The 24135-nt window shown below is 51.5% G+C and carries 24 protein-coding genes; 13 read left to right on the top strand and 11 right to left on the bottom strand.

Annotation, left to right across the window (positions count from 1 at the left end; translation table 11 throughout):
- Positions 1-98: 98 nt before the first annotated feature.
- From rplQ to ACYX4J_RS18865, 3 genes are all read left to right on the top strand, one after another.
- Positions 99-485 carry a 50S ribosomal protein L17 gene (gene rplQ, locus ACYX4J_RS18875; RefSeq protein ID WP_108731671.1) on the top strand — a complete coding sequence of 129 codons (387 nt, stop codon included), beginning with the start codon at positions 99-101 and terminating at the stop codon, positions 483-485.
- 72 nt (positions 486-557) lie between these two features.
- Entirely contained in the window at positions 558-815 is a 258-nt protein-coding gene (locus tag ACYX4J_RS18870; RefSeq protein WP_476177313.1) for a YeaC family protein, read from the top strand.
- 133 nt (positions 816-948) lie between these two features.
- A complete protein-coding gene (locus ACYX4J_RS18865; protein ID WP_444892718.1) occupies positions 949-1584 on the top strand; it encodes a hypothetical protein in 636 nt (211 codons plus the stop codon).
- A gap of 57 nt (positions 1585-1641) precedes the next feature.
- Here the strand turns inward: ACYX4J_RS18865 and ACYX4J_RS18860 are convergent, their stop codons facing one another.
- The 6 genes from ACYX4J_RS18860 to uvrA all read right to left on the bottom strand — a co-directional run bounded on the left by ACYX4J_RS18860 (position 1642) and on the right by uvrA (position 9501).
- Entirely contained in the window at positions 1642-3096 is a 1455-nt protein-coding gene (locus ACYX4J_RS18860; RefSeq protein WP_476177312.1) for a pectin acetylesterase-family hydrolase, read from the bottom strand.
- A 360-nt stretch (positions 3097-3456) separates the two neighbouring features.
- Positions 3457-4434, bottom strand: a complete 978-nt coding sequence (locus ACYX4J_RS18855; protein ID WP_476177311.1) for a 5-oxoprolinase subunit C family protein — start codon at positions 4432-4434, stop codon at positions 3457-3459.
- 12 nt (positions 4435-4446) lie between these two features.
- The gene (pxpB, locus tag ACYX4J_RS18850) at positions 4447-5175 is read right to left on the bottom strand and encodes a 5-oxoprolinase subunit PxpB (protein WP_476177310.1); all 729 of its coding nucleotides are present in this window, start codon (positions 5173-5175) and stop codon (positions 4447-4449) included.
- Positions 5172-5921, bottom strand: a complete 750-nt coding sequence (gene pxpA, locus ACYX4J_RS18845) for a 5-oxoprolinase subunit PxpA (protein ID WP_476177309.1) — start codon at positions 5919-5921, stop codon at positions 5172-5174. The genes pxpB and pxpA overlap by 4 nt, the downstream gene beginning before the upstream one ends.
- A 66-nt stretch (positions 5922-5987) precedes the next feature.
- Positions 5988-6587, bottom strand: coding sequence for a hypothetical protein (locus tag ACYX4J_RS18840; protein WP_476177308.1), 600 nt, complete (start codon positions 6585-6587; stop codon positions 5988-5990).
- 88 nt (positions 6588-6675) lie between these two features.
- The gene (gene uvrA, locus ACYX4J_RS18835; protein ID WP_476177307.1) at positions 6676-9501 is read right to left on the bottom strand and encodes an excinuclease ABC subunit UvrA; all 2826 of its coding nucleotides are present in this window, start codon (positions 9499-9501) and stop codon (positions 6676-6678) included.
- Positions 9502-9660: 159 nt separating this feature from the next.
- Here uvrA and ACYX4J_RS18830 point away from each other — a divergent pair, with 159 nt between their 5' ends.
- The 4 genes from ACYX4J_RS18830 to ACYX4J_RS18815 all read left to right on the top strand — a co-directional run bounded on the left by ACYX4J_RS18830 (position 9661) and on the right by ACYX4J_RS18815 (position 13969).
- Positions 9661-11067 carry a mannose-1-phosphate guanylyltransferase/mannose-6-phosphate isomerase gene (locus tag ACYX4J_RS18830; RefSeq protein ID WP_476177306.1) on the top strand — a complete coding sequence of 469 codons (1407 nt, stop codon included), beginning with the start codon at positions 9661-9663 and terminating at the stop codon, positions 11065-11067.
- Between the two features lie 90 nt (positions 11068-11157).
- Positions 11158-12309, top strand: a complete 1152-nt coding sequence (locus ACYX4J_RS18825; RefSeq protein WP_476177305.1) for an MFS transporter — start codon at positions 11158-11160, stop codon at positions 12307-12309.
- Between the two features lie 172 nt (positions 12310-12481).
- Positions 12482-13105: a single-stranded DNA-binding protein gene (ssb, locus tag ACYX4J_RS18820; RefSeq protein WP_282934376.1), complete on the top strand. Its 624-nt coding sequence runs from the start codon at positions 12482-12484 to the stop codon at positions 13103-13105.
- Positions 13106-13120: 15 nt separating this feature from the next.
- Positions 13121-13969, top strand: a complete 849-nt coding sequence (locus ACYX4J_RS18815) for a sugar nucleotide-binding protein (protein ID WP_444914824.1) — start codon at positions 13121-13123, stop codon at positions 13967-13969.
- 59 nt (positions 13970-14028) lie between these two features.
- On the opposite strand, the gene fabB is transcribed toward ACYX4J_RS18815, so the two are convergent.
- The gene (gene fabB, locus ACYX4J_RS18810) at positions 14029-15252 is read right to left on the bottom strand and encodes a beta-ketoacyl-ACP synthase I (RefSeq protein ID WP_476177304.1); all 1224 of its coding nucleotides are present in this window, start codon (positions 15250-15252) and stop codon (positions 14029-14031) included.
- Positions 15253-15319: 67 nt separating this feature from the next.
- Complete coding sequence (fabA, locus tag ACYX4J_RS18805) at positions 15320-15844, bottom strand: 3-hydroxyacyl-[acyl-carrier-protein] dehydratase FabA (RefSeq protein ID WP_108731685.1); 525 nt, start codon at positions 15842-15844, stop codon at positions 15320-15322.
- A 318-nt stretch (positions 15845-16162) separates the two neighbouring features.
- Between fabA and galU the strand changes: the two genes are divergently transcribed.
- Together galU and ACYX4J_RS18795 are read left to right on the top strand one after the other, a co-directional pair.
- Positions 16163-17014, top strand: a complete 852-nt coding sequence (galU, locus tag ACYX4J_RS18800; RefSeq protein WP_413664295.1) for a UTP--glucose-1-phosphate uridylyltransferase GalU — start codon at positions 16163-16165, stop codon at positions 17012-17014.
- On the top strand, positions 17011-18357 hold the full coding sequence (locus tag ACYX4J_RS18795; RefSeq protein ID WP_476177303.1) for a phosphohexomutase domain-containing protein: 1347 nt from the start codon (positions 17011-17013) through the stop codon (positions 18355-18357). Before galU ends, ACYX4J_RS18795 begins: the two co-directional genes overlap by 4 nt.
- A 91-nt stretch (positions 18358-18448) precedes the next feature.
- Here the strand turns inward: ACYX4J_RS18795 and ACYX4J_RS18790 are convergent, their stop codons facing one another.
- The gene (locus tag ACYX4J_RS18790; protein WP_476177302.1) at positions 18449-19078 is read right to left on the bottom strand and encodes a hypothetical protein; all 630 of its coding nucleotides are present in this window, start codon (positions 19076-19078) and stop codon (positions 18449-18451) included.
- 250 nt (positions 19079-19328) lie between these two features.
- On the bottom strand, positions 19329-20291 hold the full coding sequence (ispB, locus tag ACYX4J_RS18785) for an octaprenyl diphosphate synthase (protein ID WP_444914818.1): 963 nt from the start codon (positions 20289-20291) through the stop codon (positions 19329-19331).
- A 249-nt stretch (positions 20292-20540) separates the two neighbouring features.
- Between ispB and rplU the strand changes: the two genes are divergently transcribed.
- The 4 genes from rplU to proB all read left to right on the top strand — a co-directional run bounded on the left by rplU (position 20541) and on the right by proB (position 23737).
- Positions 20541-20852 carry a 50S ribosomal protein L21 gene (rplU, locus tag ACYX4J_RS18780; protein WP_444936710.1) on the top strand — a complete coding sequence of 104 codons (312 nt, stop codon included), beginning with the start codon at positions 20541-20543 and terminating at the stop codon, positions 20850-20852.
- Between the two features lie 17 nt (positions 20853-20869).
- Complete coding sequence (rpmA, locus tag ACYX4J_RS18775; protein ID WP_073277572.1) at positions 20870-21127, top strand: 50S ribosomal protein L27; 258 nt, start codon at positions 20870-20872, stop codon at positions 21125-21127.
- 189 nt (positions 21128-21316) lie between these two features.
- A complete protein-coding gene (gene cgtA / locus ACYX4J_RS18770) occupies positions 21317-22525 on the top strand; it encodes an Obg family GTPase CgtA (protein ID WP_476177301.1) in 1209 nt (402 codons plus the stop codon).
- A gap of 75 nt (positions 22526-22600) precedes the next feature.
- Positions 22601-23737 carry a glutamate 5-kinase gene (gene proB / locus ACYX4J_RS18765; RefSeq protein WP_476177300.1) on the top strand — a complete coding sequence of 379 codons (1137 nt, stop codon included), beginning with the start codon at positions 22601-22603 and terminating at the stop codon, positions 23735-23737.
- A 67-nt stretch (positions 23738-23804) separates the two neighbouring features.
- Here the strand turns inward: proB and rpsT are convergent, their stop codons facing one another.
- A complete protein-coding gene (gene rpsT / locus ACYX4J_RS18760) occupies positions 23805-24071 on the bottom strand; it encodes a 30S ribosomal protein S20 (protein ID WP_108731693.1) in 267 nt (88 codons plus the stop codon).
- Positions 24072-24135: the final 64 nt, after the last annotated feature.

The raw sequence follows: 24135 nt of genomic DNA, 5'->3' as shown, positions 1-24135 counted from the left end.
TGATTAGTAGAAAGAACCCGAGCGGTGCTACAGCTTAGCGCGACACCGCTCCAGAACGACCTGCTGTGAAAGCAACTTAGGTCGTAAGGAATTGAGTCATGCGTCATCGCTATAGTGGCCGTAAATTCAGCCGCACGAGCGCTCACCGCAAGGCCATGTTCAAGAACATGAGCGCCTCTCTGGTGGAGCACGAACTGATCAAAACCACACTGGCCAAAGCCAAAGAACTGCGCCGCGTTGCCGAGCCGCTGATCACTCTGGCTAAGAAAGACAGTGTTGCTAACCGCCGTCTGGCTTTCGCTCGTATCCGTGATAAGGATGCTGTGCGCAAGCTGTTCGACGAGCTGGGTCCTCGTTACGAAGCCCGTCCTGGTGGTTACATCCGTATCATGAAGTGTGGTTTCCGCGCTGGTGATAAGGCGCCGATGGCATACGTTGAGCTGGTAGACCGTCCTCAAGTAGAAGACGAAGCTGCTGAAGCTTAAGCGTTATTAGCCATAGCGCTACGGAAGGCCGGTCTTTGACCGGCCTTTTTTTTGCCATAAGGAGATTTTTGTATGTCTTTTGAGCAACTGTTAAAGAGTTTGAATCCCGAGATTGTGGGCAGTTTAAAGCGAGCCATTGAACTTGGAAAATGGCCCAATGGCGTTGCGCTAACCCCTGAGCAACGCAGCCTCTGCGCAGAAGCGGTTTCCAATTGGGAGAACGCAAACCTTCCGCGTGAGCAACAGGTAGGTTATGTGGCGCCGAAGACCAAGGATGAGCCCTGTGTAGGAAAAAAAGACGATGAGCAAGCGGTTAACTGGGTTGGCTAGTTAATCAGTCTGTAAGATATTGGCACTCTATTCATTGGTGAGGGCGTTATTTTCTTTCATGCTCTCCCAATTCTCTGCTTAGATAGTTACCGACAGACAAATACATAATTTCTAATTTGCTCGGTAACTAATTATGAAAAAGCTGATTTTGCTTGCCGGAGCAGTAACGCTCGCCGTTGTAGGGGTTGATCACTACGATATTGATGTGCGCTCAAGTGTGGCCAAGGTGCGCCAGATGATAGAGCCGCTAAAAGATGATAGTGAATTAGTAAAGAATATTTCTGACAGCATACCCTGGTCCCAGCTGGAACATGGGGAAGTCGAAGAGTTATTAAATCATCCTCGGGTTCAGGCTTATCTGGATCGTGAGAATGTTAAGCAGGCGCTCAAAGACTACTTTGCAGACCTGGGCAATCTCTCTGGTGAAGAGGCCTGGGATGCAATTGAAAAAATAGAGCGGGAATCGCGTATTACAGGCTATGAAGCGCTTTCAATGAAGTTGGCCTGGCTGGAAAAAAATAGTCTTAACCAGGCAGAGTTCACCCAAAGAGCTGAAGAGCTATTTAATATTTATCGGGATAAAGCGCAAACGGTGATCAGGGATTACGACCCTCATGTCGAGGTTCCGGGCTTTTCCACCTATAAGGATCTTGAGCGCTCGATCGTTGAGGAAGTTCAGCAGATGACGTCCTTTCCCGATGGCATGAGTAGACATGAATACTTACGTAAACGTCTTCAGGACGCCCGTGAGGCGGTATATGGCAGTTAGGTTTTCTATCACTTCAGCGCTGCCAGCGAGTTACCGGCAGCGCTGGGGGTATTTTAATTACATAAACAAGCCGATCAGATCATAGAACCAGTTACTGTTGTCCTCATAATCTGAAACCTCATCGGTTTCGTATGCCCGAATCATGCCTCCACCGTTATGATTGACGATGTTGTCGAGGAAATCTTTTAATTCAAGCCCGTGCTCGGCAATCTCACCATAGTTTAAATCGATAATGGTTGTGCAGTGGCTCTCGTTTAAATTGCGGAACATCGGGAAGTAATAGCCCCAGTTACTAGTTTGATCCAGCAGCGGAATCAAATTTTCATGGGTATCTTTCTGCCAGCGCTGTCGCAATTTATTTAAACGGGAGTCTGCATCGGGATCATTATAAATATCCTCATAAAATCTCTCGTAGGAGTAGGATGAAAAATTCCCGTCAGCAAGAAAGTGCGTAATACCCAGTCGATCTGAGGGGAATTTATTGGAAAGCGCTGCATAAAGTGAGGCTAGCTGATTGGCTTCGAATCCCGGTGTTATGGCTTTTAACATAGTGATGGGATTTTCTGAGCTTTCATCGCTATTGGCGGTATAGGTAGTCCAAGAACGCAGCACTTCTTTATGTAGCGGTAAAGAGGGATATTGGGTGCTGTCACTCCCGTCTAAAGGTGCCTGATAGAGAGGGCCTGAATCATCGAGGAGATAGCCATAATCGACATTCATATCCTCGCGCAACTTCGAATAATTAAACAGAGCACCAATACTACCTGCACTACAACCCGCAGCGAGCATCTGCTTCGGTTTTTGCAAATTATTTTTCACCCAGGAAGTAACTGCCTGAACGTTGCGTAATCCATTGTGGTGCCAGATAAGGTCGGGGTTCTCGCCAGTAGTATCCTCGTATATTTCAGTTTTATCGCCTACGTAGATATCCCCTGTGCAATACGGTACATAAACCATATTCCACTCGCCAGTTTTATACTGGTCGTAGGGGTGATGTGTATAAATCAAAGGGGATACGCCAGCGGTAGTAAGATTTTCGAAATTTGTAAAATCTAACAAGTGCACATTGCTTAGGTAATCATCGGGAATGCCATTGGGGTTGCGAGCCCCGCGAATACCAGCTTGTCCTGAGCAGCTTTCATAGTCCCAGCATGCCCCACCACCCTCAAAATAGAAAATGGTGTTACTGGTATCTGGAACACGGTGAACAAAGAACTTATAGGGTGATCCATTCCCACACATGGCACCTGTACTGGTAGGTACATCAATTTTTTGCCAGGTGTTGTAGTCGCCAGGATCAAAATCATCATTAAAACTGGGATCATCCATAGTTAGTGGATACATCCCTTCAGCTTGCTGTGAGGTGACTGGCGCATCGGCATTGGGTGGATCAAACAAATGCTTTAGAGTAGTCCAGAAGTTGTAATCACCCGGTTCTGCATTTGCATGCGCTGTGATAAGTAGAGAACTCGCTAAGAGTATTGAAATAAAACCACGGAGAATTTTTATCATTATTAATCCCCTTAAGGTATTGTGTGTTTTCTCTTTGGAGTGTGCTTTGTTGATCCTGCAATAATTGTTTGGAGGTTATTTGCTCCCTATAGATAATCAACTTGCACGCTAGTCCAAATCGCTGTTTGGGTAAAACCCAATGAGGTTAGTTAATAATGATGTTTTGGTCTAGAAAGATATGAGGGGAAACTTGTCGGTCACAGAGTTTCTGTTATATTTCTTCTGTTTTTGCCCAAAAATATTCCATTTAAACTTTTATTAAAATTATTTTGTATATTTTGGCGTAATTTTTATTCCATACTTTATGGTGTTATTTTTGAGCACTAAATAGTTCTGTATCTGATAGTGTTTATGCTTGTATTAAAGGGATAGTGTCTCCCTGTGATTAAGATTCAGGCTCTGTTGGAGTTTTTTAATTAGGTCTTGTTTCTTTTTGAAAATTTCGCGTGATTCTTCAATGCTTATTTCTTGAAATGTGATTTTGTTTTTTGGGGCTAGCTGGCCCAGGCGATGAAGTTCCGATTTTATAATATGGCCTATTCGGGGGTACCCGCCAATAGTCTGTCCCTCAATAAAGGAAATAATAGGATTGGCATCGGGTGGTACTTGAATGCTGCCGGGATAGAGTCCTGCTGATGATAGTTGTGTCTTTCCGTTTGTAATTTTATGAATTGTAGAATTGTTTTTAGTGGATAGACGAATGCCCATACGATTGCTTTGGGTAGAAACCAGATAGGTTGAGCCGTAAAAGTGTTCAATAAATTTCTTGGAAAATAAATTGCTCTCTGGTCCAGCCACTAGTCGTAGCTTTGAATTAGGTGAGTAGTGAAGGTGAAACCTTTTATTTAGCACAGCTTCTTTTGTAGTGTGGACTTCTTTAAAGTGGATGACTTCGTTAGATGTGATCGGCTTGCCACTATTTGCGCCAAATTTACTAATAATGTGAGTTGCAGAGCTACCTAAGATATTGAGTGTGTCTATCTTGGCGGAAATCGCAAGATAGGTTCTTGCACCGGAAATAGCTTGAGCTATATCCAAAATATCACCAGGTTTAACCCTATAGGTTCGGAAATTATCAATTGATTCGTTGTTTAAGGAGCCTCTGAATTGGCTTCCGGCTATAGCGATAGTGAGATTGCAGAGGAATTCGATTCTAGGTCCGAGCAGGGTGATCTCAAAGGTTGGGTGCCCTAAGGGGTTTCCTAATAACAGGTTGGCTATTTTCATCGATAGTGGGTCGGCAGCACCTCCCCATGGAATTCCACAGTGCATCATGCCTGGACGACCCAGGTCCTGAATACTTGTCTGTAGCCCTGCTCGAAGAAAGTGAATACCCATAGACCCTCCTTTTTAGGGTGAACCACTTTTAGTACTCTGCGAGAGCATATGAAACTGCTGAGAATCTATTGCATAAAACTCAATTTCATCTAAAGGTGCAGCGATAAATGGGGAGGGTTCCGCAGGTTGAAAAAGACTAAGGGGTGTCTGGCCAATAATTTGCCATCCCCCCGGTGTAGCTTGTGGGTAGATGCCTGTTTGTTCTCCACCTATCCCGACAGCGCCTGCGGGAATTCTGGTTCGGGGAGTTTCTTTTCTGGGGCAATATAGCTTTGGGTCAAGTCCGCCAAGGTATAAGAAGCCTGGAGTAAAGCCCAACATATGCACTAAGTAACGTTGTGCGGTATGTCGTTTGATGATTTCCTGTGACGATAATTTGGTATGTTCTGATAATGCCTCAAGGTCTGGAGAAAAGCCTTCTTCGTAGCATACGGGAATACGCACTATGCGTGGTCTACTGGTGAAGGGGGCAGGATTGTTTAGAAAGTCCTCGGTAGTTTTAGTGAGTAATTGGTATAAGGTTTTGTGATCCCATAAGGAAGGATTGAAAATAACAGTTAAGCACTGGTATGCAGGAATGATATCAATGATACCTGGATGAACTTCATTTAATAGAGCCGCTCTCAAACCGATAATTGTCCGGCTAAGAGCTTTGCATGGTTTGCCGGAAAAGCGGATATCTACTGCACAATCTCCGTTAATGGTAATAGCTAGTGGTATATGGGGGGCAGGGTGTGTCACCGAGCTATACTCACGCCGTTTGCATTGAGATGTTGATTAAGCTGTCTGGCGATAGTGGGCGCTTGGGGATTATCGCCGTGGAGGCAGATGGTATCCACAGAGAATTGCAATTTGCCGCCATGATAATCGTTAAATTTTAAGCCCTTTGCCAAGCAGATAGCCCGCTCTAAGCACTGTCCTGTCTCAGCAATAACAGCACCCGCCATTGAGCGTGGAGCTAGTTGGTTTTTGCTGAGGTATTGCCTGTCCATAAATCCTTCGCGAATAAATGTTTTATTTTGTTTGGCAGCAGCGAGCTGCATGGCAGCGTTGGCTAACCCAATAATTTTCAGTGAAGGATATTCTTTGTCGAGTAGAGTAATAATACTTTTAGCGAGTTCTCTGTTTGACTCCGTATCATTGTAGAGAGCGCCGTGTAGTTTAATATGGTCTAGCCTTGCTCCTAGGCTGCGCGCGATATTTTCTAGTTGGTTTACCTGTGTGCAAAGAGAGTCGAGTAATTTATTTTGAGGAATAACTAGAGATTTGCGGCCAAAATTTCCCCAATCGGGGTAGCTGGGGTGCGCGCCAATTTTCAAGCTGTTTTTAAGGGCATTTTCGATTGATCTATCCATGATCTCGGGGGTGCCAGCGTGGCCGCCGCAAGCTATATTGCAGCGGGAAATAAACGGCATGATTTGGGCGTCCCTGTCACAGCTGCGCAAATCAGCACCTTCACCCAGATCGCAGTTGATATCAATATTCACTGTGGCATCCTGCCTGTAATATATTTCGAATGCGTTTTAACGCTAAGAACCCGCCTATTAAAGTGGTTAATTGTTAGGGCACTGGCTGACTTCCATTGAAATTTTCTTTGAATTTGACTCATAGCAATTTCCCAGCGGTGAGCAGAAGCAGGCGGAAACCGAAAGTTCCCATCTTTCTTGATTAATTTTTTCCCATAGTTCAGAAGTTGCAGTGCCACGACTTAACGAATAGAAAGGATACTCAGATTGTGCGGGAATGATAACTTCATTTATTTCTGAAGAGCTTTGAAAGCCTTCATCAAGGGGTGGGTGGTGATTTCTATGGTTTCTATTAAATTTATTTTTCATCATTTTATGCTCCTCCTGACAGCAGGCTTGCAAAAAATCATGGGTGCTTGAGTATTCTACATTTCTATATTTAAAACTAACGGATTTTAGGATGGCTGGGCCAGCTCCAGCATTGTGAAAATTAAAAGTGATCCTATTCTGATTTCTCTTCTCATCATAGTTTCCATGGCTGAACTGGATAACCGGCATTGTCATTATTTTGACTTGTTGGTTGGCAGCTCTGGCTTGTAAATAGGTGGCATAAAAGGATGCCAGAGAAATCATAATTGCACTTACCGCGATCACTAAATTTAAGCGATCGCGATTGAATAACTTCATATCTTGTCGCACCTATCTACTGGTTATTTTTAAGTGAGCTGAGCAAGAAAGGATGCCGATCTATAGGTTGGCATCCTTTCTTGTTCAATCAGTTCAGCATGGTTTTAAGAAAACGCCCGGTATGGGAAATGTCCATTTCTGCAACATCCTCAGGTGTCCCCGTGGCAATAATTTGTCCGCCACCAGAGCCACCCTCCGGGCCCAGGTCTACAATCCAGTCTGCAGTTTTGATCACGTCCAGATTGTGTTCGATCACTACGATGGTATTACCGTGATCGCGCAGGCGATGCAGAACATCCAGCAGTAATTGGATATCGGCAAAGTGTAGGCCGGTAGTCGGTTCGTCGAGGATGTACAGGGTTTGCCCAGTATCCCGTTTGGATAGTTCGCGGGAGAGTTTTACCCGCTGGGCTTCACCGCCTGAGAGAGTGGTGGCAGCCTGGCCCAGCTTGATATAGGAGAGGCCTACATCCATCAGGGTTTGCAACTTCTTCGCGATTGCAGGCACAGGGTCAAAGAATTCCCGTGCATCTTCCACGGTCATTTCCAATACTTCGTGGATATTCTTGCCCTTGTAGTGCACTTCCAGGGTCTCGCGGTTGTAGCGCTTACCGTGACAGGTATCGCAGGGTACATAGACATCCGGCAAGAAGTGCATTTCCACCTTAATCACCCCGTCGCCCTGGCAGGCTTCACAGCGCCCACCCTTGACGTTAAAGCTGAAGCGTCCAGGTTTATAGCCCCGTGAGCGGGCTTCCTGGGTGCCGGCAAACAAGTCGCGAATTGGGGTAAAAATACCGGTATAAGTTGCTGGGTTTGAGCGAGGAGTGCGCCCGATAGGACTCTGATCAATATCCACGCATTTGTCGAAGTGCTGCAGGCCGTGCACTTCTTTATAGGGAGAGGCCTTAAGGGTTGTTGCTTTGTTAAGTGCAGTGGCGGCAAGTGGATAGAGGGTTGTATTAATCAGGGTGGACTTACCAGAGCCAGATACACCGGTTACACAGGTAAATAATCCTACTGGGATCTCCAGATCGACGTCCTGTAAATTATTTCCACTGGCCCCTTCGAGACGCAACAAGTAGTCCGGGGCGGGTACGTAGCGCTCTTCCGGTACGGCAATTTTCTTTTTGCCGGAGAGGTACTGACCGGTTAGGGACTTCTTGCATTTGGTAATTTTATCGGCGGTGCCCGCTGCCACGACCTCTCCGCCATGGACACCGGCACCGGGGCCAATATCGACAATAAAGTCGGCACTGCGAATGGCATCCTCATCGTGCTCCACCACAATAACCGTATTGCCGATATCGCGCAGGTGGGTAAGGGTGTTGAGCAGGCGCTCGTTGTCCCGCTGGTGTAGGCCGATAGAGGGCTCGTCGAGAATATACATTACGCCCACGAGGCCGGCGCCGATCTGGCTGGCGAGGCGAATGCGCTGCGCTTCGCCGCCGGAGAGGGTTTCTGCACTGCGGTTTAGGGTCAGGTAATTCAGGCCGACATCGACGAGGAAGCGGAATCGATCGCGCAGCTCTTTGAGAATCTTATCGGCAATCTCTTTCTGGGCGCCTTTAAAAGCCAGCTCATGGTCGAAATACTCGAACGCATCGCCTACAGGCAGCTCAGTAATTTGCGCCAGGGTGCGGTTATCCACAAAGACATGACGGGCCTCGCGGCGCAGGCGGGTACCGTGGCACTCTGGGCACTTTTGGGTACTCAGATACTTGGCTAACTCCTCCCGTACCGATTGGGACTCGGTATCCCGATAGCGGCGTTGGAAGTTGGGGATAATGCCCTCGAAGGTGTGCTGGCGCACGGTGACATCGCCGCGATCATTGACGTAGCTGAAGTCTATCTCTTCGTCGCCACTGCCCTGCAGGATAACCTTGCGGTGGGCTTTGCGTAATTTTTTCCAGGGCTTATCCAGATCGAAACCGTAGTGCTCGGCGAGGGAGTCGAGCATGTGGTAATAGTAAATGTTGCGTCTGTCCCAACCGCGAATGGCGCCCTCGGAAATACTGCTTTCCGAATCGATAATTACCTTGTCTTCATCGAAGAACTGTTTGACGCCCAGGCCGTCACAGCTGGGGCAGGCACCCGCGGGGTTGTTGAAGGAGAACAGGCGCGGTTCCAGCTCATCCAGTGAGTAATCACAGACGGGGCAGGCGTGGCGGGCAGAGAAGAGGCGATCTTCCTGGTCTCCATCCATAAAACTGATGGAGGCGATACCGTCGGTGAGATTAAGGGCAGTTTCGAAGGACTCCGCCAAACGCAGTTGCAGGTCCTCACGCACCTTAAAGCGGTCTACCACCACCTCAATGGTGTGCTTGCGGCGCTTATCCAGCTTGGGGGTGTCGTCCAGGTCGCAGATAACCCCGTCGATCCGTGCCCGCACAAATCCGTCCCGGCGCAATTGTTCAAATACGTGCTGGTGCTCACCCTTTCGATCGCGAACTACCGGCGCCAGCAACATAATCTTGCTGCCTTCCGGTAAAGCCAGTACCTGATCCACCATCTGGCTGATTGTCTGGGCTTGCAGGGGTTCGTCGTGCTCGGGGCAGCGGGGTTCTCCAACCCGGGCAAATAGCAGCCGCAGGTAGTCATAGATCTCTGTGATGGTGCCCACAGTGGAGCGGGGGTTGTGTGAGGTGGACTTCTGCTCGATTGAAATAGCCGGTGATAGCCCCTCGACGGTATCCACATCCGGCTTTTCCATCATCGACAGGAATTGACGGGCGTAGGTGGAGAGTGATTCCACGTAGCGGCGCTGCCCCTCTGCGTAGAGGGTGTCAAAGGCCAGGGAAGATTTGCCGGAACCGGACAGGCCGGTGATAACGATCAGTTTATCGCGGGGAATGTCCAGATCGATATTCTTCAGATTGTGGGTGCGAGCACCCCTTACATAAATCGTGTCCACGCTCTACCTATATGCTGCTAATACTGGGCCGGGCCTCGGACTTGCTCCGCGCGGGGCGATCACAACTGCGGTGCCGGAAAAACAGTCAAGTATAAACTCGCCACCTGATGTGCGAAAATTGTCTTTCGCAATACCCGACATTCAGGCAGATAGCATTCGATGATTCCTGTGATTCTCTGTGGTGGCACTGGCTCGCGCCTGTGGCCACTCTCTCGCGAGGCCTACCCTAAACAGTTCTTACCCCTTATCGGTGGTGAAACGATGTTACAGGCAACCGTAAGGCGCCTGGAGGGCATTGAGCCATTACAGGCGCCGATCCTGGTATGCAACGAAGAGCATCGTTTTGCCGCTGCCGAGCAATTGCAGGAAATCGGCCACGGAGCCCAGTCCATTTTACTGGAGCCCTGCGCGCGCAATACTGCACCGGCTATTGCCCTGGCTGCCCTGGCAGCACTGGAGTCAGGAGCTGACCCTTTGCTGCTGGTATTACCGGCAGACCACGCCGTTTCCGACGAGGCAAATTTTCAGGAGTCTGTAGAGTCGGCCCGAGCCTTGGCTGAGCAGGGGCATCTGGTCACCTTTGGTATTGTGCCGACCCGGGTGGAGACCGGCTACGGCTACATTCGGCGCGGGGATAAATTGGCGGAAACTGCTTGGAAAGTGGCGGAGTTCGTCGAAAAGCCGGACACTGAAACCGCTGAATCTTACCTGGCATCCGGGGAATACTCCTGGAACAGTGGCATGTTCCTGTTCCGCGCCTCCCGCTATCTGGAGGAGTTGGAGCGTTACCGTGCAGATATTCTCACAGCCTGCCGCAGTGCCTATCAGAGTGCTGCTAGAGACCTGGATTTTACCCGGGTGGATAGAGAGGCCTTTGCAGCCTGCGCAGATGAGTCTGTGGATTACGCAGTAATGGAGCCGACTGAGTCCGCTGCGGTTGTGCCGATGGATGCTGGTTGGAGCAATGTGGGTTCCTGGCAGGGGCTGTGGGAGTTGGCAAAACGCGATGCCAATGACAATTTGCTTCAGGGTGATGTGTTGCTAGAAGACTCCCAGCGCTGCCTGGTGCGTGGTGAGAGCCGCTTGGTCAGCCTTCTCGGTGTATCCGACCTGGTGGTTGTCGATACTGACGACGCGCTTCTGATCGCTGACCGGCAACGGGTCCAGGAAGTCAAAAAACTGGTCAGTAACCTCAAGAGCACCGGCCGCAGTGAGGCCCAAAGGCACCGCAAGGTATATAGGCCCTGGGGCTACTACGACTCGATTGATGCGGGCCCACGCTTTCAGGTGAAGCGTATCGTGGTGAAGCCGGGCCAGCAGTTATCCCTACAGATGCATCACCACCGCGCTGAACACTGGGTTGTGGTGCAGGGAACTGCGAAAGTTACCCGGGGTGAAGAAGAGGTCCTGATCACCGAGAACCAATCGACTTATATCCCCCTGGGGGTGGTGCACCGTTTGGAGAACCCCGGCACGATTCCCCTCGAGCTGATTGAGGTGCAATCCGGCAGTTATCTCGGAGAGGATGACATTGTCCGACTCGATGATGAGTACGGTCGTAACTAGCTGTGGATAAAAGTTGTGCTGTTTCCCCTACAGCCGGGAGGCGGCTCACTGTACAATGCGCGCCCTATTTGATGCTGTTCCGGGATTTGCATGAATTCCATTGAGCGCCGCGCCCTGAGTGGGCTGGCTTCCCTGTATGTCTTTCGTATGCTGGGCCTGTTTATGGTCTTGCCGGTTCTCACTGTGTACGGCGAGGGCTATCGCGATAGCACGCCCATGCTGCTGGGGCTGGCAATGGGTGCCTATGGCCTGAGTCAGGCGATACTCCAAATTCCTCTGGGGCTCCTGTCCGATCGCTGGGGGCGCAAGCCGGTTATTTATACCGGCCTTGCACTGTTTGCCCTGGGCAGTGTCATCGCTGCACTGACGGATTCGGTTTACGGCCTTATTGTGGGGCGGGTACTGCAGGGTTGTGGTGCCATTGCCGCGGCTGTGATGGCGCTGGTCGCCGACTTAACCCGCGATGAAAAGCGCGGTATTGCGATGGCGATTATTGGAGCGTCTATTGGCGTCGCATTTATGCTTGCGGTGATCCTGGGGCCGGCGCTGGCCGGTGTGGGCGGCTTGCCGGCAATTTTCTGGGTCACTGCTGGATTAGCACTGCTGGGTGGATTATTGGTTTGGCGCTTGGTGCCAACTCCGGAGGCGGCTCGGCGGCCCGCGGTTTATGGCAATGGTTTTCGTTCGGTAGTTAAAAGTGGTCTTGTTTGGCGCTTGGTTTCTGGGGCCTTTTTCTCCCACTTGTTGCTCACGGCATTGTTCGTCGCCTTGCCATTGGTGCTAGTCGATAGATTGGATTGGCCGGCGAGCGAACACTGGAAACTGTATGGGCCACTCATGCTCGGCACCTTCCTGGTGATGTTGCCAATGATGAGGGCGGCAGAGAAAAGTGATCGGGTGCCTTTTGCGCTTAATTTTGCTTGTTTAGCTTTGATCGGTGGCAGTGCGGCCTTGTTGTCTGTAAGCACCTGGATGCTGGTAGTCTTGCTGGCAGTGTTCTTCACCGGTTTCAACCTGCTTGAAGCCCTGTTGCCGGCGCAGCTAACCAGGAAGGCTCCGGCGGAAGCGAGGGGCGCAGCTACGGGGCTCTACGCGACTTTACAGTTCTTTGGCACCTTTGTCGGCGGTAGCCTGGGTGGCCTGCTGTTCGGTCTGGGGGGCGCTTCCGCAGTTGCTGCTCTGGGTTTGGCGGTGCTGCTGCTATGGATGTTGCTGTGGTGGGGTTTGCGCGAGAGAGCGTGAAGGTAGCGCTTACTAACACTGAGCCGCTATTGTATCCTACTGGATAAAAATACAATATTTACCGATGGTGCAATGCAGCACTGACGGTATTTCATAACACTTGATAGATTAATTGATTGTTTAAATAGTTTATTGCCCCGGGTGGAGCCCGGGTTGACGAGAGGAGAGGGCCATGGCCAGGGGTATTAATAAAGTAATTCTGATCGGTAATCTGGGGAATGACCCGGAAACCAAATATATGCCGAGTGGCGGTGCTGTTACCAACATCAGCCTGGCTACCAGTGAGAGCTGGAAAGACAAGCAGACTGGCCAGCAGCAGGAGCGCACCGAGTGGCATCGCGTAGTATTTTTTAACCGCCTGGCTGAGATCGCCGGTGAGTACCTGCGCAAGGGGGCCAAAGTTTATGTAGAGGGCTCTCTACGCACCCGTAAGTGGCAGGATAAGAATTCCGGCCAGGACCGCTACACCACTGAAATCGTTGCCAGCGAAATGCAGATGCTGGACGGTCGCGGTGAGCAGGGCGGCTTTGGTCAGGGTATGGGTGGCGCTGGAATGGGCGCAGCCGCAGGTGGCCAAATGGGTGGCGGCCAGCCGATGGGTGGTTCCAGCGGTTTTGACCAACAGGGCGGCGGTTTTCAGGGTGGCTACCAGCAGCAGGGCGGCCAGGAGGCATACGGGCAGGGGCGTACCGCTCCCTCACCGATGGCACCAGCTAACCAGCAGCCCCAGCAACAGCCGAACCAAGGTCCTGCCGGTGGTTTCGATAATAGCTTTGATGACGATATCCCGTTCTAAGAACTGGATTTACCAGTGTCTGAATTGAATACAGGTTATATGCCGGATACCGTCGCCATTATCACAGCTGGTAATGAGGTTGATGGCGCGCTGCAAAAAAGACTGCAGCGCGCAGGCTTTCGCGTACAGCAGTTGACCCCCGGGGAAATCGATCAATTGAGACCGGGCTCAATTGTGATTAATGCCTCCGCCTGTGCCGACAATCGAGGCATGCCGGAGTCACTGCTGGTGAGTAAGCGGCTTTGTGCTGCACCCTGTGGACATATTATTCACCTCTCATCCTACCAAGTTTTTTCTGGTGGTGAGCGCCGCCGCTATGACGAGGATGAGCCCGCAGAACCGCAGTCCCCGAGTGGACGCGAATGGCTGGCTTGCGAAGATGCCTTTAATGGGCTGCAAAACCTGACGATTTTGCGTTTTGGCTGGATGGTGGATAGTGGTCAGGATGCCTTGTTAGGGCGTATTTTACGCAACTTTGTGTCTGGGGAGCCTTTAGCCCTGGATGGAAGGAACAGCGGCAACCCAGTAACAGTGGTGGATATGGCTCGTGTCGCAGTGGCGGTTGCCCAGCAGCTCGCTAGCGGGGCTAAGGCAGGAGGTGTTTACCACTACGGTAGTTCTGATAGCTGCACAGCGATGGAGTTTGCCCTGGAGGTGGTCGAGCGCGCCCAGGCTTTTTACGATGAAGAGCGCTTTGCGCAATTTACTTCATTAGGGGATGAGGCTGAGAAGCGGGATCGCAGCATAGTACTTTCATGTGGCAAGTTGCGGGATGTCTTTGGTGTTCAGCAGCGGAGCTGGAGACAGGGACTGACACGCCAGGTTGAGCTGTGGTTGGAGCGCTTGCACGCGACTCCGGAATAGTTTGGTTTCTGTTGTGCAGTCAATAAAAAGGGCGCCTCGCGGCGCCCTTTTTATTTCGATTAGATTTTATCGAATATCAGGCAAGCATTAGTTCCGCCAAAGCCAAAGCTATTGGACATAGCCCGTTTGACTTCAGTCTCACGCAGCTGGCGGACAAGGTCCATGCCTTCCGCAGCGGGGTCGAGGTTCTCTACATTAGCTGATGCAGCAATAAAGTTATTCTGCATCATCAGCAGGCTGTAAATGGCCTCCTGAACCCCTGCAGCTCCCAGAGAGTGGCCTGTCAGAGATTTGGTAGAGGCGAATGCCGGCACTGTATCCCCGAAGACTTCGCGCATGGCCTTCAATTCGGCGACATCACCTACAGGCGTAGAGGTGCCGTGGGTATTGATATAATCCACGTTACCCTGCAGGCCTTTTCCGTCCATTCCGGCCAGAGCCTGCTGCATGCAGCGGGTGGCGCCTTCACCGCTTGGAGCAACCATATCGTAACCATCGGAAGTTGCGCCGTAACCGGTCAGCTCCGCATAGATGGTCGCACCGCGAGCCACGGCGTGTTCCATTTCTTCGAGCACCAGACAGCCACCACCACCGGCGATCACAAAGCCATCGCGATCGGCATCGTAGGGGCGTGATGCTTTTGTCGGAGTATCGTTATATTTGCTTGAGAGGGCGCCCATAGCGTCAAACAAGTGAGTCAAACTCCAGGCAAGTTCCTCACCACCGCCAGCAAACACTACATCCTGCTTACCCATCTGGATAAGCTCAGCTCCGTTCCCTATACAGTGGGCACTGGTAGCGCAAGCGGAAGAAATACTGTAGTTCACCCCTTTGATTTTGAATGGAGTGGCTAAGCATGCGGAAACGGTACTGTTCATTACCTGAGGCACGCGGTAGGCGCCTACACGGCGAACACCTTTTTCCTTCAGAGTATGTGCAGCGTCAATAATCTGCTGAGTGGATGTGCCGCCAGAGCCCATCACGATACCCGTGCGCGGATTAGATATCTGCGCCTCCTGCAGGCCCGACATCTCGATTGCCTCACGCATGGCAATGTACGCATAGGCTGCAGCGTCGCCCATAAAGCGAAGTTGCTTGCGATCGATATGCTCTTTGAAATCGATGTCCACAGGCCCAGCCACATGGCTGCGCAGGCCGAGCTCCTTATACTCTTCTTGGAAGCGGATGCCGCTTCGACCAGTTTTCAGTGACTCGGTGACTTCTTTAGTGTTGGTACCGATACAGGAAGTGATACCCATTCCGGTAATGACGACCCGACGCATAGTGATCTCCAGCATAGCTTGTCGGCAGAGGACTGATGGTTTCTACCGGTATTAGTCTTAAACGAGTTTAAAAATTGTCCGTACGGGTAAATAAGCCTACGCGAAGATCCTTTGCTGTGTAAATTTCTCTTCCATCCACAGAGACACTGCCGTCGCCAATACCCATAACAAGCCTGCGCTCAACAATCCGGCTCATCTGAATATGGTAAGTCACCTTTTTGCTGGTGGGGAGAATTTGGCCGGTAAATTTAACTTCACCACAGCCCAGTGCACGACCGCGGCCGGGGTTGCCTTTCCAGGCCAGGAAATAACCCAACAATTGCCACATAGCATCCAGGCCGAGGCAGCCGGGCATTACGGGATCGCCGGGAAAATGGCAGTCGAAGAACCATAGGTCGGGGTGAATGTCGAGCTCAGCGATCAGCTCTCCCTTGCCGAAAGCACCACCTTCCTTGGATATATGGGTGATACGATCGAGCATCAACATATTGGGAGCCGGCAACTGGGCGTTGCCTGGGCCGAACATCTCGCCACGGGAGCAAGTCAGGAGCTCCTCTCTGGTATACTCACTTTTTTGTACAAAATTACTCATCATTTCCCCGTTAGTGGGTGGTTATGCAATTGAGATTGGACACTTTTGCAAGAGCGGGCATTCTAAGGGGTCTGTGTCGCTTGTCCAGTCGGTCAAGGTGGTTTTTGTGACTGGCGTGAGAATTGTCTTCACAAATACCCCCTATTTAGCGTATTAATTCCTCATCTTATTCGTATAGTTTTGGTGTTTATCCTCGGGGGAATTCACATTTTGGGCCAAGCTTAACGTTATCGAGTGTAAGTGCTTGCACAGCGACGCTATGATAAGTTGCCAGCCCTGCGCGGGGGTGCGCTGTTTTAAATTGATTGGGGGAGCAGAATGCTCAAGAAATGCCTATTTCCTGTTGCCGGTTATGGCACTCGTTTTCTTCCTGCCACTAAGGCGATGCCGAAAGAAATGTTGCCGCTGGTGAATAAGCCATTGGTTCAGTATGGCGTTGAAGAGGCTATAGAAGCGGGGCTGACCGAGATCGGTTTTGTCACAGGGCGAGGCAAGCGCGCAATTGAGGATCACTTTGATACCAACTTTGAGCTGGAACACCAGATCGCGGGTACCGGCAAAGAACGTTACTTGGACTCAGTGCGTAAAGTGATCGATAGGGCGAGCTTTTCTTATACGCGTCAGGGCGAAATGAGAGGCCTGGGTGACGCTATTTTGCAAGGACATCGCCTGGTTGGCGATGAGCCGTTTGCCGTCGTGTTGGCTGATGACCTGTGTCTAAATGAAGATATGGGCGTTTTGGGGCAAATGGTTCAGCTTTATAAGCAATTCCGCTGCAGTATTGTTGCGGTAGAGGAAGTGCCGAAGGAGCAGATCCATAAATTTGGTGTGATCGGTGGTAATGAAATTAAGCCTGGTCTGTATCAAGTCACTGACATGGTCGAGAAGCCTGCAGCGGAAGATGCCCCCAGTAATATGGCGATTATTGGTCGTTATATCCTGACACCGGATATCTTTGATCTGATCCGAGATACTCCTCCAGGCAAAAATGGTGAGGTTCAAATTACCGATGCGCTGATGGCGCAAGCTCAGCAGGGCTGTGTATTAGCCTATGCCTTCAAAGGTCGCCGCTTTGACTGTGGTTCTGTAGAAGGCTTTATTGATGCTACTAACCATGTATACGAAAATGTGTATTTGCCAGAGCAAGCTGCTGAGGAGAAAAGCAAGTGAGTGAGCTGACTTGCTTTAAGGCTTATGACCTTCGCGGCCGTGTTCCCGATGAGCTTAATATCGATGTTGCATATCGAGTGGGGCGTGCCTTTGCCCAGTTCCTGAATGCTCGTCGAGTAGTTGTTGGGCATGATATTCGGCTTACCAGTGGTGAGTTAACTGATGCGCTGGTTAATGGATTGCGAGATGCGGGTGCCGATGTTTTCCATATCGGCGAGTGTGGTACAGAAGAGGTCTACTTTGCCAATTTCCACGGGGACTTTGACGGCGGTATTTGTGTTACTGCTAGTCACAATCCTATGGACTACAACGGCATGAAGTTTGTACGTGCAGGCAGTAGTCCAATCAGTGGTGATACCGGTCTACTGGATATCAAGCGCTTGGCAGAAGAAAACGACTTTGCTCCGGTTGAGCAAAGAGGCACTTTGCAGCGCTTTGAACACCGCGCTGATTTTGTGCAGCACTTATTGGGGTATATCGATAATACTGCATTGAAACCATTAAAATTGGTGGTTAATGCGGGTAATGGTGGTGCGGGGGCGGTTGTTGATGCGCTGGCTCCACACCTGCCGTTTGAGTTTGTGCGAGTTCACCACGAGCCCGACGGCAACTTTCCCAACGGTATTCCCAACCCAATTTTGCCAGAAAACCGCAATTCTACTGCCGAGGCAGTGCGGGCAAGCGGTGCTGATTTTGGTATAGCCTGGGATGGTGATTTTGATCGCTGCTTTTTCTTCGATGAAAGTGGTGATTTTATTGAAGGTTACTATGTTGTTGGCTTGCTGGCAGAAGCTTTCCTGGCAAAAAACAGCGGTGCCAAAGTTGTTCATGATCCACGCCTGCTCTGGAATACCGAGGATATTGTCCGCGCTGCGGGTGGAGAGCCGGTGCAGAGTAAAACTGGTCATGCCTTTATTAAAGAGCGTATGCGCAAGGAAGATGCCATTTATGGCGGTGAAATGAGTGCGCATCATTATTTCCGGGATTTTGCCTACTGCGATAGCGGTATGATTCCATGGTTATTAGTCGCTGAGTTGGTAAGTCGCAGTGGTAAATCGCTGTCACAGCTTGTTGGTGAGCGCATGGCTGCTTTCCCCTGTTCGGGAGAGATTAACTCTAAGGTTCAGGATGCTGCAGCACTGTTAAAGGCGGCAGAGGAAAAGTATGGACCTGCAGCTGACAGCGTTGAGCACGTGGATGGGTTGAGTATCGCTTACCCCGAGTGGCGTTTTAATTTGCGTATGTCAAATACTGAACCGGTTGTTCGCTTGAATGTTGAATCCCGGGGAAGTGAGGAATTAATGCGGGAGAAAACAGAGGAGCTGCTTCAGCTTATCGGTTAATACTCGTTTTTTATTATTAAAAAGCCCCGCAACTGCGGGGCTTTTTGGTTTGGGGGTACTCAAAGTTATTTATCTGGTTTTATGGAAGAAATTATAAGAGTCGGGTGACAGCTTGGATGGGGCCTTTGGGAGTCTTTACGTGTTGAGCGAAGATTTGCCACTGGTTCTTAACCCGTACTCCAATAACATAGGCGTAGTCGGAGTAGAGATGATGGTGGGGCCTTAGGGTTGAGCGCCCAAGGGATTTTGTGACGTTACCTAAAAACCTGAACTTTCCCCGATTGATAATTTCATTGTGTGTGGCCTTGCCATTGAGTCCCTGTTTTTTCCTCGGGCGAACATGGGCAACGGCCGGCATATTCGCATTGCGCCCGCCAATACAGAAACAGCAGTCACTGAGTTGCCCGGTAATCATAATGTCGGCACCGCTGCGCATTTGGTAGGGCTCAAGGCGATCTAGGGCAAGGTCTTCATCCCAATCGATCATACGAATATGGTGGACCTTGATTGTTTGCGGATCTTCGATAAAGACCCCTTGGCGGTGGAAAGCAAAAATTTCATTGGCGCTATCGATACCAGGTGCGCCCATGCCCATGGTGTAGGTCCCGAATTGATAATCCATGACTCCAGTATCTTTTGTACCGGTAATCCTCACCAGGTTATTTTTTAAGAACATTTCCGGGTAATTTCTAAGCTGATAAAGCGCAGTAGAGCTTCTCATGTGCTGATCTCTCCATACCAATTATATTCTTCTCGTTATTTTTGCCCCTGAGGAATTGGTGTTGGCGCTTGAAATAACAAGAGGAACAATCGTACCCAATGTTGGAGGGGTAGCGGGAAATAGATACGAATAAAGCTTGGAGGCTGGTCAGGTTTGGTAGCTGCTCGAGGGGGGAGCTGCGTTGTTTCGCATTGTGCTTAAGGTAGCGGCGCTGCCCGTGCTATCGATATAGCCCGAGCAGCATTTACTTCTAGACGTTTCTCTCTATAGCAAAACTCGCCAATTGCTGCAGGGCGGTTTTTTGTTCGCTCTCGGGCATAAAGGCCAATTGCTTTTTGGCGTCTTCTACAGCGGCCCGGGCACGATCCATGGTGTAATCCAGAGCACCGCAGGCTTCAATGGCCTCTACTATTTCACTGAGCTTTTCCGCACTGCGCTGTTCAATTGCAGTTTTTACCAGCAGTGCCTGGTCCTTGCTGCCGTTGGCCATGGTGTAGATCAAGGGCAGGGTCGGTTTGCCCTCCGCCAGGTCATCCCCAACATTTTTACCCAGTTCTTCCGAATTACCGCGATAATCGAGAGCGTCATCAACCAGCTGGAAGGCGAGTCCCAGGTGTCGACCGTAGAGTTTCAGTGCAGTTTGTTCTTCACTTGAGCAGTTGGCTAATACGGCCGCAGTTTCACAGGCGGCTTCAAACAGTGCGCCGGTCTTTTTGTGGATAACGGTGAAGTAATTCTCTTCGCTTACTGCGGGATCACCGGCGTTGACCAGCTGCTGTACTTCACCCTCTGCGATGGTGTTGGTGGTTTCTGAGAGAATTGCCATGATGTTCATGTCTTCCAGGGCAACCATCATCTGGAAGGCGCGGGAATAGAGGAAATCTCCCACGAGTACGCTGGGGGCATTGCCCCACTTGGCATTGGCGGTAAGGCGGCCGCGGCGCATGTCAGAGGTGTCTACAACATCGTCGTGCAGTAGGGTAGCAGTGTGAATAAACTCGATAATGGTGGCGAGATCGATATGGTTCTCACCCTGATAGCCGCAAGCTTTGGCACAAAGCAGTACCAGTAGTGGGCGCAGGCGCTTCCCCCCGGCTTCGACCAGGTAGTGACCTATATTTTCCACCAGGGGAACGTCCGAGTGCAGTTGATCGAGAATGCGCTGGTTAACCGCAGCAAAGTCTTCGGCGGCGACCCGGTGAAAAGGCAGCATGTGAGAGTTCCTTATACGACTAGACAGGGGCCTCCCGGGGGCCGGAAGGCGAAGGGGCGCTATTGTATCAACCCGGCGAATTGATTAGAATCTGCGCCCCGCCAATTGCGGGCTCTTTGCGGCTATTGGGTCGTCTGCGGGCCTTTTGGCGAATAGATGTTAAACACACGGCGCAAGCTCCCGAAATGCGGAGCAGTGACTTACTGGTCCTCCCGCTGCTTCGTGTCGTCCTTACCGGAGCATAGAAATATGTACGCTGTTTTTGAGAGCGGTGGCAAGCAACACCGTGTAGAAGAAGGCGAAGTACTTCGCCTGGAGAAGCTGGAAGTAGCAACTGGCGAATCCATTGATTTTGATAAAGTGTTCATGGTTGTCGATGGCGACAAGATCAGCATTGGCGCTCCTATTGTAGATGGCGCTAAAGTAACTGCTGAAGTGGTAAGCCACGGCCGCGGCGAGAAGGTGAAAATCATCAAGTTCCGTCGTCGTAAGCACTCCATGAAGCGCCAGGGCCACCGTCAGTGGTACACCGAAGTTAAAATCACTGGCATCAAGGCATAAGAGAGGAGTAACGACTCATGGCACATAAGAAAGCTGGCGGTAGTACGCGAAATGGTCGCGATTCCGAGAGTAAACGCCTGGGCGTGAAGCGCTTTGGCGGCCAGTCTGTAGCAGCAGGCAACATCATCGTTCGTCAGCGTGGCACCAAGTTCCACGCCGGTGTTAACGTTGGTATGGGCAAAGACCACACCCTGTTCGCCACTGCGGACGGCGTTGTGAAGTTTGAAGTTAAGGGCCCCAACAACCGCAAGTTCGTTTCTATCGAAACTGCTTAAGCGGTCATTAGCCCAAGCTTCATAAAAAGCCCCGCTATTGCGGGGCTTTTTTGTTGGAAAAGTCGCAAAAAGACCGCGACGGGAAGTTAGGGTGGCAGTTGCCCACAGGAGGCGGCTTGTCGGCTGGTATGATGATAGTGCGCGTATCTGCGCACCGGATGAGACAACCGCTGTGGCGGTGGAGTGATTATGAAGTTTGTCGATGAGGCGCCCATCTCTGTGCAGGCAGGCAAGGGCGGCAATGGCTGCCTGAGCTTTCGCCGGGAAAAATTTGTTGAGAAGGGTGGTCCGGATGGCGGTGACGGCGGCGATGGCGGCTCCGTGTACCTGGAAGCTGATGATTCCCTGAACACCCTGGTGGATTATCGCTACCAGCCCCGCTACGCCGCTGAGAGTGGCCAGCCGGGTCGAGGGCGCAACTGTACTGGCGCCAAGGGTGAGGACCTGGTCCTTAAGGTGCCGGTGGGCACCACGATCATTGATGCGGATACCGGCGAGACTATCGGCGATATGACCGAAGCCGGTGAGCGTCAGCTGGTGGCCCAGGGGGGCTTCCACGGCCTGGGTAATACCCGATTCAAGTCCAGTACTAACCGTGCGCCGCGTCAGACCACGCACGGCACTGAGGGTGAGATGCGCAGCCTCAAGCTCGAGCTGAAGGTTCTGGCAGATGTGGGCATGCTAGGACTGCCCAATGCGGGTAAATCCACGTTTATTCGCGCCGTCTCTGCGGCCAAACCGAAAGTGGCCAACTACCCCTTTACTACCCTGGTACCAAATTTGGGGGTGGTGCAGGTTCAGAAGCATCGAAGCTTTGTGATTGCAGATATTCCCGGCCTGATTGAAGGTGCAGCCGAAGGTGCAGGGCTGGGGATTCGCTTCCTCAAGCACTTAACTCGCTGTCGTGTTTTGTTGCACCTGGTTGACCTGGCTCCCTTTGATGGCTCTGATCCGGTGGAGAATGCCCGAGCCATTGAGCGCGAGCTGTCCACCTTTAGCCCTACCCTGGCCGGGCGTGAGCGCTGGCTGGTATTGAACAAGACCGACCTGGTTCCCGCTGCGGAGCTGGAAGAGCGCTGCCAGGCGGTAGTGGATGCCCTGGGTTGGGAAGGGCCTGTGTTCCGTGTGGCAGCTATTCGCAAAGAGGGTACCGATGCCCTCGGTGGACGCTTGATGGACTACCTGGAAGAGCGCCAGGAAATTGAGGAGCGAGATCCCGACTTGGCTGTGGCGGAGCTGGAAGCGCAGCGCCAAATGCAGCGCGAAGCTCGCGAGCGAATCGAAGAGTTGAGACAGAGTCATCGCGCCAAGCGCAAAGCGGCCAAGGGGCAGGTGGATGACGACGAGGATTGGGATGATGACGACGACCACGATGTGGATGTCGAGTATCGCTCTTAAATGGCATGGAGCGAGCAGTTGCCGAGTTAGCCTGGCTCGCTCAATAGTTATCTTGTCCTGAGGGGGGGGGGGAACATGGACTCCGCAACAGTGTCCCGGCAGGCGTTGACCAAGGCCCAGCGGTGGGTGGTAAAAATTGGTAGCGCCCTTCTGACAGATAATGGTCGAGGTGTGAATACCGCTGCCATTTCTGCCTGGGTTGCACAGATGGCTGATTTGCGCCGTCAAGGAATCGAAGTGGTTCTGGTTTCATCCGGTGCTGTTGCGGCCGGAATGGATCGGTTGGGCTGGTGTCGCCGGCCCGAGTCTATCCACCAGTTACAAGCGGCTGCTGCTGTAGGGCAGAGCCATCTTGTGCAGGTCTATGAGCAGGCTTTTAGCCGTTTTGATATTCGCAGCGCTCAGATCCTGTTGGATCACGATGACCTTTCCAATCGCACTCGCTACCTGAATGCTCGCAGCACCTTGCGCACGCTCCTGTCACTGGGGGCTGTGCCTATCGTGAATGAAAATGACACGGTAGTGACTGACGAAATACGTTTCGGCGATAACGATACCCTGGCGGCCCTGGTTGCAAATCTGGTTGAGGCAGATGCGCTGCTGATTTTGACCGATGCGGATGGGCTGTTTACTAAAGATCCCCGCGATAACCCCGAAGCAGAATTAATTAGTGAGGCATCTGCGCTTGATCCCAAGCTGCTCGAGATGGCGGGGGATTCCCGCAGCGGTCTGGGTCGTGGTGGTATGACCACCAAGGTGCGCGCAGCGCAGTTGGCAGCGCGCTCAGGAGCTCGCACAGTGATCGCTGGCGGGGCCTTGGAGGCGGTGATAGATAAAGTCTGTGCCGGCGAGCAGTTGGGTACCCTGTTGCTGCCAGAGGCAGATCCCCTGGCGGCGCGTAAGCGCTGGCTCGCTGGACAGTTACAGGTGCGCGGAACCCTGTTAGTGGATGCCGGTGCCGAAGTGGCTATGACTGGGAGCGGTAGCAGCCTGTTGCCGGTGGGGGTTACCGCCGTTGAAGGGCATTTCAGGCGGGGGGATCTGGTGTCTTGCAGGAATGCTGAAGGTCGCGAGATAGCGCGGGGCCTGGTCAATTATGACAGTAGTGAGAGCGGTCGGATTCTGGGGCAGTCATCGGAGAAGTTTGCCGACCTTTTAGGGTATCGGGATGACGATGAATTGATTCACCGCGATAACCTGATCCTGCTCTGAATTGGCAAGTTCCGAATACAAAAAAGCCCCGCAATGCGGGGCTTTTTTGTGTCTGCTGCCTAAGGGATTAGGCGGCCAGAGCTTTGATCTGAGCGTTCAGACGGCTCTTATGACGAGCGGCTTTATTCTTGTGAATAATGCCTTTGTCTGCCATACGGTCAATAACGGGAACTGCTTCTGCGTACGCAGTTTTTGCTTTTTCCGCATCGCCGGCATCGATGGCCGCAACTACCTTCTTGATGTAGGTGCGCACCATGGAGCGCAGACTGGCGTTGTGCATGCGGCGCTTGTCGTTCTGGCGCGCGCGTTTCTTCGCTTGAGGTGAGTTGGCCACCGGTTGCTCCTGTCTGGAATCTATAAATCTGTAACTAACAGGCCCTGGGGCCCGATCGGGACGC

The organism is Microbulbifer sp. ABM4_008 (assembly GCF_056311705.1).
The sequence above is the reverse complement of the archived record's forward strand: the minus strand, read 5'-3'. Positions and strand labels throughout refer to the sequence as shown.

Coding starts and splice junctions, on each gene's coding strand:
- rplQ (WP_108731671.1), top strand. CDS start 99: ATGCGTCATCGCTATAGTGGCCGTAAATTCAGCCGCACGAGCGCTCAC.
- ACYX4J_RS18870 (WP_476177313.1), top strand. CDS start 558: ATGTCTTTTGAGCAACTGTTAAAGAGTTTGAATCCCGAGATTGTGGGC.
- ACYX4J_RS18865 (WP_444892718.1), top strand. CDS start 949: ATGAAAAAGCTGATTTTGCTTGCCGGAGCAGTAACGCTCGCCGTTGTA.
- ACYX4J_RS18860 (WP_476177312.1), bottom strand. CDS start 3,096: ATGATAAAAATTCTCCGTGGTTTTATTTCAATACTCTTAGCGAGTTCT.
- ACYX4J_RS18855 (WP_476177311.1), bottom strand. CDS start 4,434: ATGGGTATTCACTTTCTTCGAGCAGGGCTACAGACAAGTATTCAGGAC.
- ACYX4J_RS18840 (WP_476177308.1), bottom strand. CDS start 6,587: ATGAAGTTATTCAATCGCGATCGCTTAAATTTAGTGATCGCGGTAAGT.
- ACYX4J_RS18830 (WP_476177306.1), top strand. CDS start 9,661: ATGATTCCTGTGATTCTCTGTGGTGGCACTGGCTCGCGCCTGTGGCCA.
- ACYX4J_RS18825 (WP_476177305.1), top strand. CDS start 11,158: ATGAATTCCATTGAGCGCCGCGCCCTGAGTGGGCTGGCTTCCCTGTAT.
- ssb (WP_282934376.1), top strand. CDS start 12,482: ATGGCCAGGGGTATTAATAAAGTAATTCTGATCGGTAATCTGGGGAAT.
- fabB (WP_476177304.1), bottom strand. CDS start 15,252: ATGCGTCGGGTCGTCATTACCGGAATGGGTATCACTTCCTGTATCGGT.
- fabA (WP_108731685.1), bottom strand. CDS start 15,844: ATGAGTAATTTTGTACAAAAAAGTGAGTATACCAGAGAGGAGCTCCTG.
- galU (WP_413664295.1), top strand. CDS start 16,163: ATGCTCAAGAAATGCCTATTTCCTGTTGCCGGTTATGGCACTCGTTTT.
- ACYX4J_RS18790 (WP_476177302.1), bottom strand. CDS start 19,078: ATGAGAAGCTCTACTGCGCTTTATCAGCTTAGAAATTACCCGGAAATG.
- ispB (WP_444914818.1), bottom strand. CDS start 20,291: ATGCTGCCTTTTCACCGGGTCGCCGCCGAAGACTTTGCTGCGGTTAAC.
- rplU (WP_444936710.1), top strand. CDS start 20,541: ATGTACGCTGTTTTTGAGAGCGGTGGCAAGCAACACCGTGTAGAAGAA.
- rpmA (WP_073277572.1), top strand. CDS start 20,870: ATGGCACATAAGAAAGCTGGCGGTAGTACGCGAAATGGTCGCGATTCC.
- cgtA (WP_476177301.1), top strand. CDS start 21,317: ATGAAGTTTGTCGATGAGGCGCCCATCTCTGTGCAGGCAGGCAAGGGC.
- proB (WP_476177300.1), top strand. CDS start 22,601: ATGGACTCCGCAACAGTGTCCCGGCAGGCGTTGACCAAGGCCCAGCGG.